Below are 17593 nucleotides of genomic sequence, written 5' to 3'. Positions count from 1 at the left end.
AGGATTGCCATGCCTGAGCCGCAACCGCGCATCGCCCTGCTGATCGACGCCGACAACGCGCCGGCCGAGATGATCGACGAGATCCTGACCGAGCTGTCGACCTTCGGCGTCATCGACATCCGCCGCGCCTACGGCAACTGGACCAAGCATTCGCTCAGCGGCTGGCAGCGCAAGCTGCTGGATTTCGCACTGCGGCCGATGCAGCAGTTCGACTACTCCAAGCACAAGAACGCCACCGACATGGCGATGACCGTGGACGCCATGGAGCTGCTCTACACCGAGCGGCCCGACGCCTTCGGCATCGTCTCCTCCGACGCCGACTTCACCCCGCTGGTAATGCACCTGCGCTCCAAGGGCGCTGCCGTCTACGGCTTCGGCATGGCGCAGACGCCCCAGCCCTTCGTCAATGCCTGCTCGCGCTTCCTGTACCTGGAGGCGCTGGGCGAGGCGGCGCCCGCCAACGGCAATGGCCAGGACGCCGCGCATGAGGCGGGCCAGGCGGCGGTGCCGCCCGTGGCTGCATCCGCCGCCGCCGCCGCGCCCCAGCCCCCCAACGGTGCCGGCAAGGAACGCGCGCCGGCCCAGGCCGAGCAGGCACCTGCCTCCTTGTCCGCTCCCGAGCCGCAGCGCCCCTGCCTGCGCGTTCCTTCGCAGGAGCTGCGCCAGGACACGCGCCTGCTGAACATGCTTCGCAGCGCCGTCAACGCCACGCAGGATGAAAGCGGCTGGGCCCATGTGGGCGCCGTGGGCGCGCAGATCGGCAACAAGGCATCGTTCGATGCGCGCAACTATGGCTATGCCACGCTCACCAAGCTGCTGGCCGCCACGCAGGCGTTCGAGATGCGCGACGAAGGCACCTCGCGCGTGGCCGTGCGCGACAAGCGCCTGGCCAAGGCCCAGTCCAGGCCGTCCGGCAATTGACGTTCCCCATCGACTGGAATGCGCCCTGGCTGCAGGGGCTGCAAACGCAGGGCAGGGCGGCCTGCCTGCAGGTGGCGCAGGGCCGGCCGGTCTGGCAGGCCCTGCAGTCGCTGGCCGATGCGCAGGCGCTGCCCTGGCGCTTTGTGCCCCAGCACGATCTGCCCGAAGGCATGGCCTACGAGCAGTTCATCTTCGAGACGCGCTGCATCCCCACGCGCGACAACCTGCATGACTTCTTCAACGGCCTGATCTGGTTGCGCTGGCCCGCGCTCAAGCAGCGCTGCAATGCCCTGCAGGCCCGCGCCATTGCCCAGGCGGGCGTGGGCGCGCAGCGCGGGCCGCTGCGCGATGCCGTCACCGTGCTGGACGAGAACGGCGCCCTGCTGCTGGCGCCGGCCGCGCTGTGCGAGGCGCTGCGCCACCGGCGCTGGCACCAGCTCTTCGTGGAGCGGCGCGCGCTGTGGCGCCAGGCCAGGCTGCTGCCCATAGGCCATGCGCTGCTGGAAAAGCTGGTGCAGCCGCGCAAGCCCATCACGGCCCATGTGCTGTGCGTGCACACGGATGGTGCAGGCGCCACGCCGGCTTCTGGCGCAGCGGATATCGACGCCTGGCTGGCCGCCAGCGCCTGGCTGGAGCCGGACACGCTGGCGGCCAAGCCTTTTGCGCCCTTGCCGGTGCTGGGCGTGCCCGGCTGGTGGCGCGAAAACGAGAACTTTTCCTTCTATGATGACTCTCTCGTGTTCCGGGCGCCCCGTTCCGTACAAGCATCACAACAAGGAATGACAACGGCGCAGGACCCGGCTTGAAAACAGCCGGTGCGGCCCTCACTTTTCAACGCTGCAGGGCCCAGATCCTTCCTCCTTTCCCCACTTTGTGGAGAACCCACTGATGAAACGCATCGCACTTTTTCTATTGACCAACGTCGCCGTCGTGGTGGTGCTGGGCATCGTCGCCAGCCTGCTGGGCGTCAACCGCTTCCTGACCTCCAATGGCCTGAACCTCGGGGCCCTGCTGGGCTTCGCCTTCATCATGGGCTTTGGCGGCGCCATCATCTCGCTGCTGATCTCCAAGCCGCTGGCCAAGTGGAGCTCGGGCGTGCACGTGATCAACGAGCCGCGCAACGCCGATGAGGCCTGGATCGTCAACACCGTGCGCGGCTTCGCCGACCGTGCCGGCATCGGCATGCCCGAAGTCGGCATCTACGAGGGCGAGCCCAATGCCTTCGCCACCGGCGCCTTCAAGAACTCGGCCCTGGTGGCCGTGTCCACGGGCCTGCTGGAAGGCATGACGCGCGAAGAGGTGGAGGCCGTGATCGGCCACGAGGTCGCCCACATCGCCAATGGCGACATGGTGACCATGACCCTGATCCAGGGCGTGATGAACACCTTCGTGGTCTTCCTGTCGCGCGTCATCGGCTATGCCGTGGACAGCTTCCTGCGCAAGAACGACGAAAGCAGCTCGGGCCCCGGCATCGGCTACTACGTGACCACCATCGTGCTGGACATCGTGCTGGGCTTCCTGGCCGCCATCATCGTGGCCTGGTTCTCGCGCCAGCGCGAATTCCGCGCCGACGCGGGCGCCGCCCAGCTCATGGGCCGCAAGCAGCCCATGATGAACGCCCTGGCCCGCCTGGGCGGCATGCACCCCGGCGAGCTGCCCAAGAGCGTGGCCGCCATGGGCATTGCCGGTGGCATCGGCAAGCTGTTCTCGACCCACCCGCCGATCGAAGAGCGCATTGCCGCGCTGCAAAACGCGCAGAACCTCTGATTCAGGATCAGGTTCGACACGCTGGAGCCTGTCCAGTGGGGCCCGGTCATTGACTGGGCTCCGCTTCCCGAAGCCCCATCAGAAATGCTTGTCCGGTACTCCATTTTTGCGAATGTAGTAACGTACAAGCATTTTCTTTGACGGAGGTGCGTCATGCAGATTTCGACCTTCAGCAGCCGTGAATTCAACCAGCATGTTTCCGCTGCCAAGAAAGCGGCCAGTGGTGATGACGTGGTCTACATCCTGGACCGGGGGCAACCTGCCCACGTGCTGATGAGCATTGAGAAATTCCGTGAACTGTCGGGGCAGACCCGGAACATTCTTCAATTGCTGGCCATGCCCGAGGCCGCCGATATCGATTTCGACATTGAGCGCGCGAAGGATTTGCCGCGCGCCGTGGACCTGTCCTGATGTATCTGGTGGACTCCAACGTCGTTTCCGAACTGCGCAAGGCATCGTCGGGCCGCGCGAACGATGGCGTTGTGGCCTGGGCGCAATCGGTCGCGGCCGAGTCCCTTTTCATCAGCGCGATCACGCTGATGGAGCTGGAGAAAGGCGTGCAGTTGAAAGCCCGGCAAGACCCGATTGCCGGGCAGGTGCTGCGCCGCTGGCTGGTGGAGCGCGTGTTCACGGCCTTTCAGGGGCGTGTACTGCCAGTGGATGCGATGGTGGCCATGGAAAACGCGGCCTACCACGTGCCTGCGCCGCGGCCGCTGGCCGACAGCCTGATCGCGGCCACGGCGAAGGTGCATGGCTTGTGCGTGGTCACCCGCAACATCAAGGATTTCGAGCCCTTCCATGTTCATGGAGTGCGCGTCTTGAACCCTTGGATGTAGGGCCCGTCTCAACCCCACGTACAGCCAGACTTGATCTTTACCCAGGCTTCACAAGCCCCTGTCAACAACCGGCAGGGGCTTTTTCGTTGTATCTGCATGGCCGTACTAAGCGCGGCCAGGAGTGCATCGTGAAGCCTGTATTCATTCAAACGCCGGGCCGTCGCCTGGTTCCGGCCCTGGTCCTGGCTGCCGCCGCGGTGGCATTGACCGGCTGCGTGGTGGCGCCTGCCTATCCCGTAGGTCCTTCGGGCGAGGTGGTCTATGCGCCCATGGCGCCGCCGCCGGTGCAGACCGAGGTCATTCCGGTCGCTCCCTCGCCGGTCCATGTCTGGATCGGCGGCTCCTGGGGCTGGGGTGGCGGCCGTTATGCCTGGCGTCCTGGTTATTGGGCGGCGCCGCCGCATCCCGGCTATGCCTGGCGCCCGCACCGCTGGGACCATGGGCCGCGCGGCTGGTACCAGCGTCCCGGCGGCTGGTATCGCCGCTGAGTCAGGTGGCGGCGGCATCGGCGCTGCCGCTGCCACCCTGGCCGGCCTTGGCCAGCAGGAAGTCGATGCAGGTGCGCACGGCCCGCGTCTGGTGGCGGTCGGGCAGGTACAGCAGGTACATGTGGGTGCCGAAGATGCTCAGGCGGTACTCCTGCAGGGTCAGCACCACCTCGCCGCTGGCCACCTTGTCCTGCACCACGTAGTCGGGCACCAGGCCCACGCCCAGGCCCGCCAGAATGCCCTGACGCAGGAAGGGGAAGTGCTCGGAGATCATGGTCGGCGCCAGCAGCACCTCCTGGCGGTCCGTTCCCTGGTAGGCCGACAGGCGCAGCTGGCGGCCCATCACGCCGGCCGTGATCAGCGGGCTGTTGCGCAGCTCGTAGAGCGTGGCGGGCAGGCCGTGCTGCTGCGCATACTCGCGTGAGGCGCAGGCCACGTAGTGCACATTGCCCAGGCTGCGCGCAATCACCGACAGCGGCGGCTCCTGGATCACGCGGATGGCGATGTCCACCTCGTCGCGCAAATGGTCGGCCCGGTTCTCGAACAGCACATCCAGCACGATGGCCGGATACAGCCGCTTGAACTCGATCAGCCAGTCGCTCATCACGATCTGTCCATAGCCGCTGGGCACGCTCAGCCCCACGCGCCCTGCCATCCCCTGGCCCAGCGACGTGATCGTCTCGCGCGCCGACATCATCTCGTTCTGGATTGCGCGGCCATGCTCGTACATCCGCATCCCCACCTCGGTCGGCTCCACGCGCCGCGTGGTGCGCCGCACCAGCTGCACCCCCACCGATTTTTCGAGCTGCGTCAGGTGATAGCTCACATTGGCCCGCGTCATCTTCAGCTTGCGCGCCGCCTGGCTCAGATTGCCGCTATCGATGATTTCCACCAGCAGGGTCAGCGAGTTCAGATCCATAGGTATGTCCAGATACTTTGCTTCGCCCACAGCCTATGAAACTGGCGCGCTCCAAAGCCAGGGGCAGCGAGGAAGGGCCTACGCCGGCCGCGCCGCCCCGCACCGAGGCTGTCGTCCCCCTCCCTTGCGAAGCAAGCAGAGAGGGGGAAGGCGCGCAAGCGCCTCAGGGGGTGTTCAACACTGTCAAATACGTTTTTACAGTCTGTCAATCATTCATGGGATTGTAAAGAACCATTGTCGTGGCAAGAATGGATGTTTTGAGTGGAAAACCCAAGTTCGGAGACATGCAGATGAGCGAACAAGCCCAGGCTTCCGTGGTCCAGACCCGCCTTGACGGCGCCGTGCTGGTGGTCAGCATCAACAACCCCCCCGTGAATGCCCTGGGCCAGGCCGTGCGCGCCGGCCTGCTGGCCGCCGTGGAGCAGGCCGAATCGGATGCCGCCGTCAAGGCCGTGCTCATCGTGGGTGAGGGCAAGGCCTTCATCGCCGGAGCAGACATCCGCGAATTCGGCAAGCCCGCCATGCCGCCCTCGCTGCCCGAGGTGCTCAATCGTCTCGAAGCCTCCGACAAGATCGTGGTCGCCGCCATCCATGGCCCGGCCCTGGGCGGCGGCCTGGAAGTGGCCATGTCGGCCCACTACCGCCTGGCTTTGCCGGCTGCCAAGCTCGGCCTGCCCGAAGTCAACCTGGGCCTGCTGCCCGGCGCTGGCGGCACGCAGCGCGCACCGCGCCTGATGGGCGTGAAGGCGGCCGCCGACCTCATGCTCAGCGGCAAGCACCTGTCGGCCAAGGCCGCGCTCGCTGCCGGCCTGGTGGACAAGCTGGTGGACGGCACCGACGCCACGGCCGCAGGCCTGGCCTACGCCAACGAGCTGCTGGCAACCAATACCGCGCCGCGCCGCACGCGTGACATCGAGATTGCCGACAAGGCCGCCGCGCTGGCCGAACTCGACGCGCTGGCCGCCGACACCGCCAAGAAGAGCCGCGGCCTGTTCTCGCCGCTGAAGATCGTGGAATGCGTGCGCGCCGCCGTGGAGCTGCCCTTCGACGAAGGCATCGCCAAGGAGCGCGCCCTGTTCGTGGAGTGCCTGAACAGCCCGCAGCGCGCCGGCCTGATCCACGCCTTCTTCGCCGAGCGCGAAACCGCCAAGATTCCCGAAGCCAAGGCCGCTGCGCCGCGCCACTTTGCCAAGATCGCCGTCATCGGCGGCGGCACCATGGGCGCCGGCATCACGGTGTCCGCGCTGGACGCGGGCCTCACCGTGACCATGATCGAGCGCGACGCCGAGTCCATCGCGCGCGGCCAGGCCAATGTGGAGAAGGTCTACAACGGCCTGATCGCCAAGGGCCGCATGACCGAGGAGGCCAAGGCCGCCGTCATGGCGCGCTACACGCCCAGCACCTCCTATGACGCAATCCGCGATGTGGACCTGGTGATCGAGGCCGTGTTCGAGGACCTCGAAGTCAAGAAGGCCGTGTTCAAGGAACTGGACCGCGTCTGCAAGCCCGGCGCCGTGCTGGCTACCAACACCTCCTACCTGGACATCGACGCCATTGCCGCCGCCACCTCGCGCCCGCAGGACGTGATCGGCCTGCACTTCTTCAGCCCCGCCAACATCATGAAGCTGCTGGAGATCGTGGTGCCCGCCAAGGTGGCGCCCGACGTGGTGACCACGGCCTTCGAGCTGGCCAAGCGCATGAAGAAGGTGCCCGTGCGCGCCGGCGTCTGCGACGGCTTCATCGGCAACCGCATCCTGGCCGTCTACAAGCAGGCGGCCGACTACATCATGGAAGACGGCGCCAGCCCCTACGAGATCGACGAGGCCGTGCGCGGCTTCGGCTACCCGATGGGCCCGTTCCAGGTCACCGACCTGGCCGGCGGCGACATCGGCTGGGCCACGCGCAAGCGGCGCGCTGCCACGCGCGATCCCAAGGCCCGCTACGTCGAAGTGGCCGACCGCGTCTGCGAGCGCGGCTGGTTCGGCCAGAAGACGGGCCGTGGCTTCTACCTCTACCCGCAGGGCGCGCGCGTCGGCCAGCCCGACCCCGAAGTGCTGGCCATCGTCGATGCCGAGCGCGCCAAGAAGGGCGTGACGCCGCGCCAATTCACCCCTGAGGAAATCATGCGCCGCTACATGGCCGCCATGGTCAACGAAGGCGCCAAGGTGGTGGAAGAGGGCATTGCCCTGCGCCCGCTGGACGTGGACGTGACCTTCCTGTCCGGCTACGGCTTCCCGCGCTTTCGTGGCGGCCCCATGAAGTGGGCCGACATGCAAGGTCTGGACAAGGTGCTGGCCGACATCCGCGAATTCGCCAAGGAAGACGCGCTGTTCTGGAAGCCCGCTCCCCTGCTCGAAAAGCTGGTCGCCGAAGGCCGCGATTTCGAAAGCCTGAACAAGGCGGCGTAACTGATCACCCCCTGAGCCGCTGCGCGGCTTCCCCCGTGTGCACGACGCCCTCTCTCGCTACGCGGGAGGGGGACGACACCCTCGGTGCGGGGCGGCGCGGCCGGCGTAGGCCCTTCCTCGGTGTCCCCGACTGGGCCGCGCCGACAACAAGCAATAGAAATTCCCAAGAGACAAGCAAGGACCGACCATGCGCGAAGCCGTCATCGTTTCCACTGCCCGCACGCCCCTGACCAAGTCGCACCGCGGCGAGTTCAACCTCACGCCCGCCGCCCAGCTGGCGGCCTTCTCGGTCAAGGCCGCGGTCGAGCGCTCGGGCATCGACCCGGCCATGATCGAGGACCTGATCCTGGGCTGCGGCAACCCCGACGGCTTCCAGGGCCGCAACCTGGGCCGCCAGACCGTGCTGCGCGCCGAGCTGCCCCTGTCCATCGCGGGCACGACCATCACGCGCTTTTGCGCCTCGGGCCTGCAGTCCATCGCCATCGCGGCGGGCCGCATCGTGGCCGAGGGCGTGGACGCCATGCTGGCCGGCGGCATCGAGACCATCTCGGGCATCCGTCCCGGCAACAACCTGCCCACCGACATGGACCCCTGGCTGGTCGAGCACAAGCCCGCGCTGTACATGGCCATGATCGACACGGCCGACATCGTGGCGCGCCGCTACGGCATCAGCCGCGAGGACCAGGACGCCTTCTCGCTGCAAAGCCAGCAGCGCACGGCCGCCGCCCAGGCCGCCGACCTGTTCAAGGACGAAATCATTGCCTGCGCCACGCGCATGGCCGAGAAGAACAAGGACACGGGCGAGATCACCTACCGCGACGTGGTCGCCACCAAGGACAACTGCAACCGCGCCTCCACCACGTTGGAAGGCCTGGCCAAGCTGGAACCCGTCAAGGGCCCGGACCAGTTCATCACGGCCGGCAATGCCTCGCAGCTGTCCGATGGATCGTCGGCCTGTGTGCTGATGGAAGCCAGGCAGGCCGAGCGCCTGGGCCTGTCCCCGCTGGGCGCCTTCCGCGGCTTTGCCGTGGCCGGCTGCGAGCCTGACGAAATGGGCATCGGCCCCGTCTTCGCGGTCCCCAAGCTGCTGGCACGCCACGGCCTCAAGGTCGAGGACATCGACCTGTGGGAACTCAACGAGGCCTTCGCCTCACAGGCCCTGTACTGCCAGCGCAAGCTGGGCATTCCCAACGAGCGCCTGAACGTCAACGGCGGCGCCATCTCCATCGGCCACCCCTTCGGCATGACGGGTGCGCGCCTGGCCGGCCACATCCTGCTGGAAGGCCGGCGCCGCAAGGCCCGGGACGCGTCAGTCAAGTGGGGCGTGGTCACCATGTGCATCGCTGGTGGCATGGGCGCCGCAGGCCTGTTCGAAATTTATTGAATAAGCACCCCCTGAGCGGCTGGCGCCGCTTCCCCCGTTGCACGGCGCCCTCTCTCGCTTCGCGGGAGGGGAACGACACCTTCGCTGCGGGGCGGCCCTTGCTCGGCGTCCCCCGCGTGGGGCATGCCAATTTCAGGGGCTGCGAACGGCATACGACGCCAAGGATTACTGAGGAATAGCAATGGATTTGCAATTTACGACTGAAGAACTGGCCTTCCGCGACGAGGTTCGCGGCTTCCTCAAGGACAAGCTGCCCGAGGACCTGTCGCACAAGGTCAAGAACGGCCTGCAGCTGACCAAGCAGGACATGGAGCGCTGGCACGCCATCCTCAACGAGCGCGGCTGGCTGGCCAACCACTGGCCCGAGCAGCACGGCGGCCCGGGCTGGAGCGCGGTGCAGAAATTCATCTTCGAGCATGAATGCGCGCTGGCGGGCACGCCGCGCATCGTGCCCTTCGGGCTGAGCATGCTGGGCCCCGTCCTGATCAAGTACGGCAACGAGGCGCAGAAGGCCCACTGGCTGCCGCGCATCCTCAATGGCGCCGACTGGTGGTGCCAGGGCTATTCGGAGCCGGGTTCGGGTTCGGACCTGGCCTCGGTCAAGACGTCGGCCGTGCGCGATGGAGATCACTACATCGTCAACGGCCAGAAGACCTGGACCACGCTGGGCCAGCACGCCAACATGATCTTCTGCCTGGTGCGCACCAACCGCGAGGCCAAGGCGCAGCAGGGCATCAGCTTCCTGCTGGTGGACATGAACTCGCCCGGCGTGGAAGTGCGCCCCATCATCACGCTGGACGGCGAGCACGAGGTCAACGAAGTCTTCTTCACCGACGTCAAGGTGCCCGTGGAGAACCTGGTCGGCGAGGAGAACAAGGGCTGGACCTACGCCAAGTACCTGCTGACCTACGAGCGCACCAACATCGCGGGCGTGGGCTTCTCGGTGGCCGGCCTGGAAAAGCTCAAGGCCGTCGCCGGCCGCATGCTGCGCAACGGCAAGCCGCTGACGCAGGACCCGCTGTTCGCGGCCCGCCTGGCCAAGGTCGAGATCGACCTGGAGAACATGAAGACCACCAACCTGCGCGTGATCGCCGCCGTGGCCGGCGGCGGCGTGCCGGGCGCCGAAAGCTCCATGCTCAAGATCCGCGGCACCGAGATCCGCCAGGAAATCCTGTCCCTGGTGCGCCGCGCCATGGGACCCTACGCCGCGCCCTTCATCGAAGAGGCCCTGCAGGCCGGCTACGACCAGCCCGCCATCGGCGACGCGGCTGCCGCCACGGCCGCCGCCGCGTACTTCAACTACCGCAAGCTGTCGATCTTCGGCGGCTCCAACGAAATCCAGAAGAACATCATCTCCAAGATGATCTTGGGCCTCTGATCCGGCAAGGAAAACGGAACATGAACTTCGAACACACCGAAGACCGCCGCATGCTGGCGGACAGCCTCAACCGCTTCGTCTCCGAGCAGTACGCCATCGAGGCGCGCAACCACGTCGCCTATGGCGAGGAAGGCCACAGCCCGCTGCTGTACGGGCAGTTCGCGGACATCGGCGCCATCGGCGCGCTGTTCCCGGAAGACGCTGGCGGCTTCGGCGGCCAGGGCTTCGACATCAGCGTGGTCTTCGAATGCCTGGGCCGCGGCCTGGTGGCCGAGCCGCTGCTGGGCGCCCTGGTCGTGGGCCAGGCCCTGATCGCGGCCGGCAGCGATGCGCAAAAGGAACAGCTGGCAGCCATCATCGGCGGCACGTCCATTGCGGCCCTGGCCCATGACGAGCCCGGCAGCCACTACGAGCTCAACAACGTCGCCACCACGGCCGTGCGCAGCGGCGACGGCTGGGTGCTGAACGGCGCCAAGGGCGTGGTCGCCTTCGGCGAGAAGGCCGACCTGCTGCTGGTCTCGGCCCGCACCTCGGGCAGCCAGTACGACGAGGCCGGCATCAGCCTGTTCCTGGTCCCCGGCAATGCCGCAGGCATCCAAAAGCGCGGCTACAACCGCATCGAGGGCGGCCGCGCGGCCGAGCTGGTGCTGGACAAGGTGCAGGTCGGCGCAGACGCCCTGCTGGGCGCCGAAGGCCAGGGCCTGTCCCTGCTGGAACGCATCAGCGGCTACGCCGTGCTGGCGCTGACCGCCGAGGCCGTGGGTGCCATGGACGTGGCCAAGGACCAGACGCTGGAGTACCTGCGCACGCGCAAGCAGTTCGGCGTGCCCATCGGCAGCTTCCAGGCCCTGCAGCACCGCATGGCCGACCTGCTGCTGGAAGTGGAGCAGGCGCGCTCGGCCGTGATCAACGCGGCCGCCGCCATTGCGGACGAAGACCGCGTGGCGCGCGAGAAGGCCCTGTCGGCCGCCAAGTACAGCATCGGCCGCATCGGCACCCTGGTGGCCGAGGAAAGCATCCAGATGCATGGCGGCATCGGCATGACCTGGGAGCTGCCCCTGGCCCACTACGCCAAGCGCCTGGTCATGATCGACCACCAGTTCGGCGACGAGGACCACCATCTGTCGCGTTACATCGCACTCGGCTCGCAACACTGAGCCAAGGAAAGCCGCCATGACCGAAGCGAACCAAGTCCTGCTGACCCGCCGCGAAGGCGCCGTGCTGGTGCTGTCCAACAACAACGTGGCCGCGCGCAATGCGCTGTCGCCCGAGTTCTACGCGGCCGTCTCGGCGGCGCTCAAGAGCGCGGCGACCGACCCCACCGTGGGCGCCGTGGTGCTCACGGGCGAGGGCGGCCACTTCTGCGCGGGCGGCGACCTGCGCCAGCTGGCCAAGCGCCGCGAGCTGCCGGTGCAGGAGCGACGCGCCAAGCTCGAAGGCCTGCATGACCTGATCCGCAGCGTGCGCGACTTTCCCAAGCCCGTGATCGCCGCTGTCGAAGGCGCGGCGGCCGGCGCGGGCCTGTCGCTGGCCCTGGCCTGCGACATGCTGGTGGCGGCGAAGAACGCCGTGTTCTCGGTCGCCTACGTCAAGGTCGGCCTCACGCCCGATGGCGGCGCCACCGCCTTCCTGGCCGAGTTCGTCTCGCGCCAGGTGCTGACCGAGCTGTGCCTGACCGGCGAGCGCATCAGCGGCGAGCGCCTGCATGCCCTGGGCCCCGTCAACCGCCTGTCCGAACCGGGCCAGGCCCAGGCCGACGCCGTGGCGCTGGCCGCCCAGGTGGCCACCGGCCCCGACCAGGCCATGGCCCTGATCAAGGACCTGTGCCGCCAGGCGCCGCGCAACACGCTGGAAGAGCAGCTGGAGCTGGAGGCGCAGTACATGGTGCGCTCGCAGGAGAGCGAGGAATCGCGCGAAGGCATTGGTGCCTTCCTCGAAAAGCGCAGCGCCGACTTCACGAAATTGCGCAGCTGACACCGTTCAAGACCTAAAAGACTTTCCAAGGAGACAACGCACATGGCCGACAGCCACAACGATCAGAACCAGGACATCGACTTCCCGCTGGAGGGTGTGCGCGTGCTCGACCTCTCGCGCGTGTTCGCGGGGCCGCTGTGCGGCATGGTGCTGGCCGACTTCGGCGCCGAAGTGGTCAAGGTCGAGCACCCGGGCCGCGGCGACGACACGCGCGACTGGGGCCTGCGCATCGGCAAGACCGAGACCACCTACTACAACAGCATGAACCGCAACAAGCGGTCCATCACGCTGGACCTGCAGACCCCCGAGGGCGTGAAGATCGTCCACGACCTGCTGCCCCAGTTCGACGTGGTCATCCACAACTTCAAGACCGGCGGCGCCGAGAAGCTGGGCCTGGGCTACGAACAGCTCAAGGCCATCAAGCCCGGCATCATCTACTGCGCCGTGGCCGGCTATGACAGCAGCGGGCCCGAGGCCAAGCGCCCCGGCTACGACCTGGTCATCCAGGGCGAGGCCGGCCTCATGGCGCTCAACGGCGAGGCCGGCACGCCGCCGCTCAAGTTCGGCGTGGCCGTGGTCGATCTCATGACCGGCATGTATGCGGCCCAGGCCATCCTGGCCGCGCTGTTCCGCCGCGAGCGCACGGGCAAGGGCCGCCTCATCGAGATGGCGCTGTACGACAGCGGCATCATGATCACCGGCTACTACGGCCTGGATGCCATGCAGCTGGGCCATGACCCCGAGCGCTACGGCAATGCCCACCCCTCCATCGTTCCCTACGGCATGTACGAGGCGGCCGACGGCCCGCTGATCATCGCCGTGGGCAACAACGCCCAGTTCGACAAGTTCTGCCGCCAGGTGGTGATGCGCCCCGACATCGTCGAGGACGAGCGGTTCTCCACCAACGTCAACCGCGCCAAGAACCGCCTGGAGCTGGGCCCCATGCTCAAGGAACTGATCCGCTCCTTCCCGCGCGATCTGCTGCTGGAGCGCCTGACGGCCGCCGGCATCCCCTGCGGCCGTGTGGCCGGCCTGCACGAGGCCCTGACCAGCGAGCGCACGCGCCGTGGCGGCCTGCTGCGTGACATGCCCCACCCCGTGGTCGGCACCACGCCCGTGTTCGCGCCGCCCTACCGCCTGGACGGCCAGCGCCTGCCCATACGCCATGCACCGCCCACGCTGGGCGAGGGCACGCGCGAGGTGCTGCACCGGCTGCTGAGCATGAGCGACGAGCAGCTGCAGCAGCTGCAGTCCAAGGGCGTGCTGACCCTGCCCGAGACCCCCGCGCAACAGGGATAAGAAGACCGATCACGCGACTGATTCCACGGGGGCCATTGATGCCCGGCTCCCGACCCGCCAGGTTTGCATGCCGCACCAAGACGGCACCCATAGACAGCAACACCCAGGAGACAAAGCCATGAGCAACCAAGTCACACGCCGCGACATTCTTCAAGGGCTGGCCGCCATCGGCGGCACCAGCCTGCTGGCCACGGGCGCCACCAGCGCCCTCGCACAGGCCGGCAAGCCGGCCGCGTGGCCCACCAAGCCCATCCGCGTGGTCGTGCCCTTCAACGCGGGCGGCGCCACCGACATCATTGCGCGCACTATCGGCGAGGCCCTGGCCAGGCGCGTGGGCCAGCCCGTGGTCATCGACAACCGCGCGGGCGCGGCCGGCATCCTGGGCACGGACGCCGTGGTCAAGGCGCCCGCCGACGGCCACACCCTGCTGGTCTCGCTCAGCACCTCCATGCTGATCAACCAGTTCCTCTACACCAAGCTGCCCTACAACCCGCAAAAGGACATCGCCCTGGTCACCCAGATCGCGGCGGCGCCCGTCACCCTGGTGGTCCATCCCTCGGTGCCGGCCAACAACATGAAGGAACTGCTGGCCTACGTGAAGGCCAACAAGGGCAAGCTCTCGTACGGCTCCTGGGGCGTGGGCTCGTATGCCCACCTGGCCGGTGCCTACATGAGCAAGACCATGGACGCCGACATGACCCACGCCGCCTACAAGGGCGAGGCGCCCATGATCCAGGAGCTGATCGGCGGCCAGCTGCAGATGTGCTTTTCCAGCGCGCTCAACACCAAGCCCTTCATCGACTCGGGCAAGCTCAAGGCCATCGGCGTCACCGGCAAGGAGCGCATGGAAATCCTGCCCAAGCTGCCCACCATCCATGAACAGGGCGTCACCGACGACGCCTACGCCATCTACGGCTGGGTGGCCATGGGCGCGCCGGCCGGCGTGCCCAAGGAGATCGTGGACCAGCTCTACGGCCACCTGCGCGAAATCGCCAAGGACCCCAAGGTGCTGGAGCGCACCGTGGGCGCAGGTTTCATGCCGCTGATGAACAGCCCGCAGGCCTTCCGCGAGAACTACCAGCGCGACATGCCGATCTGGAAGGCGCTGGTGGAAGAAGCCGGCGCGAAGCTTGATTGATTTTTCCGGCCCGCGGCAGCGGGCCGCCACCGACGACTGCTGAGACAGCTTTGAGAGGAGACTTCATGTACACGCGCAATCCCGCATCCCCGGCACGCCCCACGCGGCGCAGCGTTCTGGCCCTGGCCGCAGCCCCGCTGCTGGCCGGCCTGGCCGGCGGCGCCCTGGCCGAGACCGGCTGGCCCAGCAAGATGCTGCGGCTGGTCGTGCCCTTCCCGGCGGGCGGCCCCACCGACACGGCATCGCGCATCGTGGGCCAGAAGCTGGGCGAGCGTCTGAAGCAGACCGTGGTGGTGGAAAACCGCCCCGGCGCCTCCGGCTCCATCGCGGCCGTGCAGGTCGCCAAGAGCCCGGCCGACGGCTACACGCTGATGATGCTGGCCACGCCCACGCTGCTGGCGCCGCACCTGTACAAGAAGGCCGGCTACGACACCGTCAAGGACTTCACGCCCGTGGCCACGGTCTATGACCTGCCCATCGTCATCGTGGTCAACCCCACGCTGCTGCCCGACGTCACCGACCTCAAGAGCCTGATCGCCCACGCCAAGGCGCAGAAGGTCGCGCTCAACTACACCAGCTCGGGCGCCGGCAGCTTCGGCCACCTGAGCATGGAGCTGCTCAAGCAGATGGCCGGCTTCGACATGCAGCACGTGCCCTACAAGGGCGGCGTGCCCGCCATCACCGACACCATCGGCGGCCAGGTGCCCATCATGTATGCCGACCTCGTGGCCGCGCTGCCCCACATCCAGGCCGGCAAGCTGCGCGCCATCGCCGTGGGCTCGCCCCAGCGCGTGGCCATGCTGCCCGACACCAAGACCATTGCCGAGCAGGGCATCAAGGGCTACGACGCCGTCTCCTGGGGCGGCCTGCTGGCGCCCAAGGGTAGCCCCAAGGCCGTGGTCGACCGCATCGCCAGCGAAGTTCAGCAGATCCTTGCCGACAAGGACATCCAGGACAAGCTGCTCAACGCAGGCGCCATCGCCGCCTACCAGAACCCCGCCCAGCTGGGCCAGCGCATCCAGCAGGACTACACACGCTGGGGCCAGCTGATCCGCGACAAGGGCATTGCAGTGGAGTGACATCGACATGAAGACACGCATCACCGAACTCTTTGGCATAGAGCACCCCATCATCCAGGGGGGCATGCACCATGTGGGCCTGGCCGAACTGGCCGCCGCTGTCTCCAACGCGGGTGGCCTGGGGCTGATCACGGGCCTGACCCAGCGCACGCCCGAGCTGCTGGCGCGCGAGATCGCGCGCTGCCGCGAGATGACGGACAAGCCCTTCGGCGTCAACCTGACCTTCCTGCCCTCGGTCAACCCGCCCGACTACCCGGGCTACGTCAAGGCCATCATCGAAGGCGGCGTCAAGGTCGTGGAGACGGCGGGCAACAACCCGCAGAAATGGCTGCCCGCGCTCAAGGAAGCCGGCATCAAGGTCATCCACAAGTGCACCTCGGTGCGCCATGCGCTCAAGGCCGAGGCCATCGGCTGCGACGCCATCAGCGTGGACGGCTTCGAATGCGGCGGCCATCCGGGCGAGGACGACATCCCCAATTTCATCCTGCTGCCGCGCGCGGCCGAAGAACTGAAGATTCCCTTCGTCGCCTCGGGCGGCATGGCCGACGGCCGCTCGCTGGTGGCTGCGCTGGCGCTGGGCGCCGAGGGCATCAACATGGGCACGCGCTTCATCGCCACCCAGGAAGCGCCCGTGCACGACAACGTCAAGCAGGCCATCGTCGCGGCCAGCGAGCTGGACACGCGCCTGGTCATGCGTCCGCTGCGCAACACCGAGCGCGTGCTGACCAACCCGGCCACCGAGCGCCTGCTGCAAAAGGAGCGCGAGCTGGGAGCGGCCATCACCTTTGCCGACATCGCGCCCGAGGTGGCCGGCGTCTATCCGCGCATCATGCATGACGGCGACATGGACGCAGGCGTCTGGTCCTGTGGCATGGTGGCCGGCCTGATCCACGACGTGCCCACGGTCCAGCAGCTGATCTCCGGCATCATGGACCAGGCCCATGCACTGATCAACGAGCGGTTGGCCGGCCTGGCCCGCTGACCGCCCATCTTCACAGGACTTACGCAAACAGGATGCGACAACGTGCTGCGCCCCATGGCAAGCCGCTTGCCTTGTTCCTTCTTGCGTAGGTCTTACTTCAAAAACCAGGAAAGAGCTTTCTCATGAAAATCCTTGTACCCGTCAAACGTGTCGTGGACTACAACGTGAAGGTCCGCGTGAAGTCGGACGGCACGGGCGTGGACATCGCCAACGTCAAGATGAGCATGAACCCCTTTGACGAAATCGCCGTCGAAGAAGCCGTTCGCCTCAAGGAAAAGGGCGTGGCCACCGAAGTCATCGCCGTCTCCTGCGGCGTGGCCCAGTGCCAGGAAACCCTGCGCACGGCCATGGCCATCGGTGCCGACCGCGGCATCCTGGTGGAGACCACCGAGGAACTGCAGCCCCTGGCCGTCGCCAAGCTGCTCAAGGCCCTGGTCGACAAGGAGCAGCCCGGCCTGATCATCCTGGGCAAGCAGGCCATCGACGACGATGCCAACCAGACCGGCCAGATGCTGGCGGCCCTGGCCGACCTGCCCCAGGCCACCTTCGCCTCCAAGGTCGAAGTCGCTGGCGACAAGGTCAACGTGACCCGTGAAGTGGACGGCGGCCTGGAAACCCTGGCCCTGAGCCTGCCGGCCGTCATCACCACCGACCTGCGCCTGAACGAGCCGCGCTACGTCACGCTGCCCAACATCATGAAGGCCAAGAAAAAGCAGCTGGACACGGTCAAGCCTGAAGAGCTGGGCGTCGATGTCGCCCCGCGCCTGAAGACGCTCAAGGTGGCCGAGCCCGCCAAGCGCGGCGCTGGCGTGAAGGTGCCCGATGTGGCGACCCTGGTCAGCAAGCTCAAGAACGAAGCCAAGGTCATCTAAAGGAATTCGCAGACATGACATCCCTCGTTATTGCAGAACACGACAACGCTTCCATCAAGAGCGCCACGCTCAACACCGTCACTGCGGCCCTGGCCTGCGGCGGCGACGTGCATGTGCTGGTGGCGGGCGAGAATGCCGGCGCCGCTGC

General features: G+C 67.2%; 17 protein-coding genes and 1 pseudogene. 17 read left to right on the top strand and 1 reads right to left on the bottom strand.

Annotated elements, in window-relative coordinates:
- Window positions 1-9 precede the first annotated feature (9 nt).
- From PO605_RS02620 to PO605_RS02595, 6 genes are all read left to right on the top strand, one after another.
- Window positions 10-921, top strand: coding sequence for an NYN domain-containing protein (locus tag PO605_RS02620; RefSeq protein ID WP_216293914.1), 912 nt, complete (start codon window positions 10-12; stop codon window positions 919-921).
- Window positions 918-1727: a DUF3025 domain-containing protein gene (locus PO605_RS02615; protein WP_272206016.1), complete on the top strand. Its 810-nt coding sequence runs from the start codon at window positions 918-920 to the stop codon at window positions 1725-1727. The genes PO605_RS02620 and PO605_RS02615 overlap by 4 nt, the downstream gene beginning before the upstream one ends.
- An 82-nt stretch (window positions 1728-1809) precedes the next feature.
- Window positions 1810-2688 carry a protease HtpX gene (htpX, locus tag PO605_RS02610; protein ID WP_013804154.1) on the top strand — a complete coding sequence of 293 codons (879 nt, stop codon included), beginning with the start codon at window positions 1810-1812 and terminating at the stop codon, window positions 2686-2688.
- A 153-nt stretch (window positions 2689-2841) separates the two neighbouring features.
- Window positions 2842-3099, top strand: a complete 258-nt coding sequence (locus tag PO605_RS02605; RefSeq protein WP_016450294.1) for a type II toxin-antitoxin system Phd/YefM family antitoxin — start codon at window positions 2842-2844, stop codon at window positions 3097-3099.
- Window positions 3099-3524, top strand: a complete 426-nt coding sequence (locus tag PO605_RS02600; RefSeq protein ID WP_047468644.1) for a type II toxin-antitoxin system VapC family toxin — start codon at window positions 3099-3101, stop codon at window positions 3522-3524. The genes PO605_RS02605 and PO605_RS02600 overlap by 1 nt, the downstream gene beginning before the upstream one ends.
- A gap of 128 nt (window positions 3525-3652) precedes the next feature.
- Window positions 3653-4012: a YXWGXW repeat-containing protein gene (locus PO605_RS02595; RefSeq protein ID WP_026062496.1), complete on the top strand. Its 360-nt coding sequence runs from the start codon at window positions 3653-3655 to the stop codon at window positions 4010-4012.
- A gap of 1 nt (window position 4013) precedes the next feature.
- Here PO605_RS02595 and PO605_RS02590 read toward each other — a convergent pair whose 3' ends face one another.
- Window positions 4014-4931, bottom strand: coding sequence for a LysR family transcriptional regulator (locus PO605_RS02590; protein ID WP_047468647.1), 918 nt, complete (start codon window positions 4929-4931; stop codon window positions 4014-4016).
- A gap of 290 nt (window positions 4932-5221) precedes the next feature.
- Between PO605_RS02590 and PO605_RS02585 the strand changes: the two genes are divergently transcribed.
- The 11 genes and pseudogenes from PO605_RS02585 to PO605_RS02535 form a co-directional block, all read left to right on the top strand.
- Window positions 5222-7339 (top strand): 3-hydroxyacyl-CoA dehydrogenase NAD-binding domain-containing protein, encoded by a 2118-nt coding sequence (locus tag PO605_RS02585; protein WP_047468656.1) that lies wholly within the window; start codon window positions 5222-5224, stop codon window positions 7337-7339.
- Between the two features lie 187 nt (window positions 7340-7526).
- Complete coding sequence (locus PO605_RS02580) at window positions 7527-8723, top strand: acetyl-CoA C-acyltransferase (RefSeq protein WP_047468650.1); 1197 nt, start codon at window positions 7527-7529, stop codon at window positions 8721-8723.
- Between the two features lie 181 nt (window positions 8724-8904).
- Window positions 8905-10101, top strand: coding sequence for an acyl-CoA dehydrogenase family protein (locus PO605_RS02575; protein WP_016451776.1), 1197 nt, complete (start codon window positions 8905-8907; stop codon window positions 10099-10101).
- 20 nt (window positions 10102-10121) lie between these two features.
- Window positions 10122-11258, top strand: coding sequence for an acyl-CoA dehydrogenase family protein (locus tag PO605_RS02570; RefSeq protein WP_047468653.1), 1137 nt, complete (start codon window positions 10122-10124; stop codon window positions 11256-11258).
- Window positions 11259-11274: 16 nt separating this feature from the next.
- Window positions 11275-12075, top strand: coding sequence for an oxepin-CoA hydrolase, alternative type (locus tag PO605_RS02565; protein WP_012203327.1), 801 nt, complete (start codon window positions 11275-11277; stop codon window positions 12073-12075).
- 42 nt (window positions 12076-12117) lie between these two features.
- Window positions 12118-13374 (top strand): CaiB/BaiF CoA transferase family protein, encoded by a 1257-nt coding sequence (locus tag PO605_RS02560; RefSeq protein WP_043789948.1) that lies wholly within the window; start codon window positions 12118-12120, stop codon window positions 13372-13374.
- Between the two features lie 118 nt (window positions 13375-13492).
- Window positions 13493-14512, top strand: a complete 1020-nt coding sequence (locus tag PO605_RS02555) for a Bug family tripartite tricarboxylate transporter substrate binding protein (protein WP_016450303.1) — start codon at window positions 13493-13495, stop codon at window positions 14510-14512.
- Between the two features lie 65 nt (window positions 14513-14577).
- Window positions 14578-15591: a Bug family tripartite tricarboxylate transporter substrate binding protein gene (locus PO605_RS02550; RefSeq protein ID WP_017407911.1), complete on the top strand. Its 1014-nt coding sequence runs from the start codon at window positions 14578-14580 to the stop codon at window positions 15589-15591.
- Between the two features lie 7 nt (window positions 15592-15598).
- Window positions 15599-16573 (top strand): NAD(P)H-dependent flavin oxidoreductase, encoded by a 975-nt coding sequence (locus PO605_RS02545; RefSeq protein WP_013804143.1) that lies wholly within the window; start codon window positions 15599-15601, stop codon window positions 16571-16573.
- Window positions 16574-16695: 122 nt separating this feature from the next.
- Window positions 16696-17445: an electron transfer flavoprotein subunit beta/FixA family protein gene (locus tag PO605_RS02540; protein WP_012203332.1), complete on the top strand. Its 750-nt coding sequence runs from the start codon at window positions 16696-16698 to the stop codon at window positions 17443-17445.
- A 14-nt stretch (window positions 17446-17459) separates the two neighbouring features.
- Window positions 17460-17593 (top strand): annotated as a pseudogene (locus tag PO605_RS02535) (electron transfer flavoprotein subunit alpha/FixB family protein); the annotation flags it as partial.

Origin of the sequence: Delftia sp. DT-2 (assembly GCF_028401915.1) — a bacterium.
Lineage (GTDB): Bacteria > Pseudomonadota > Gammaproteobacteria > Burkholderiales > Burkholderiaceae_C > Comamonas > Comamonas tsuruhatensis.
This window is presented reverse-complemented; position numbering and strand designations above follow the sequence as displayed.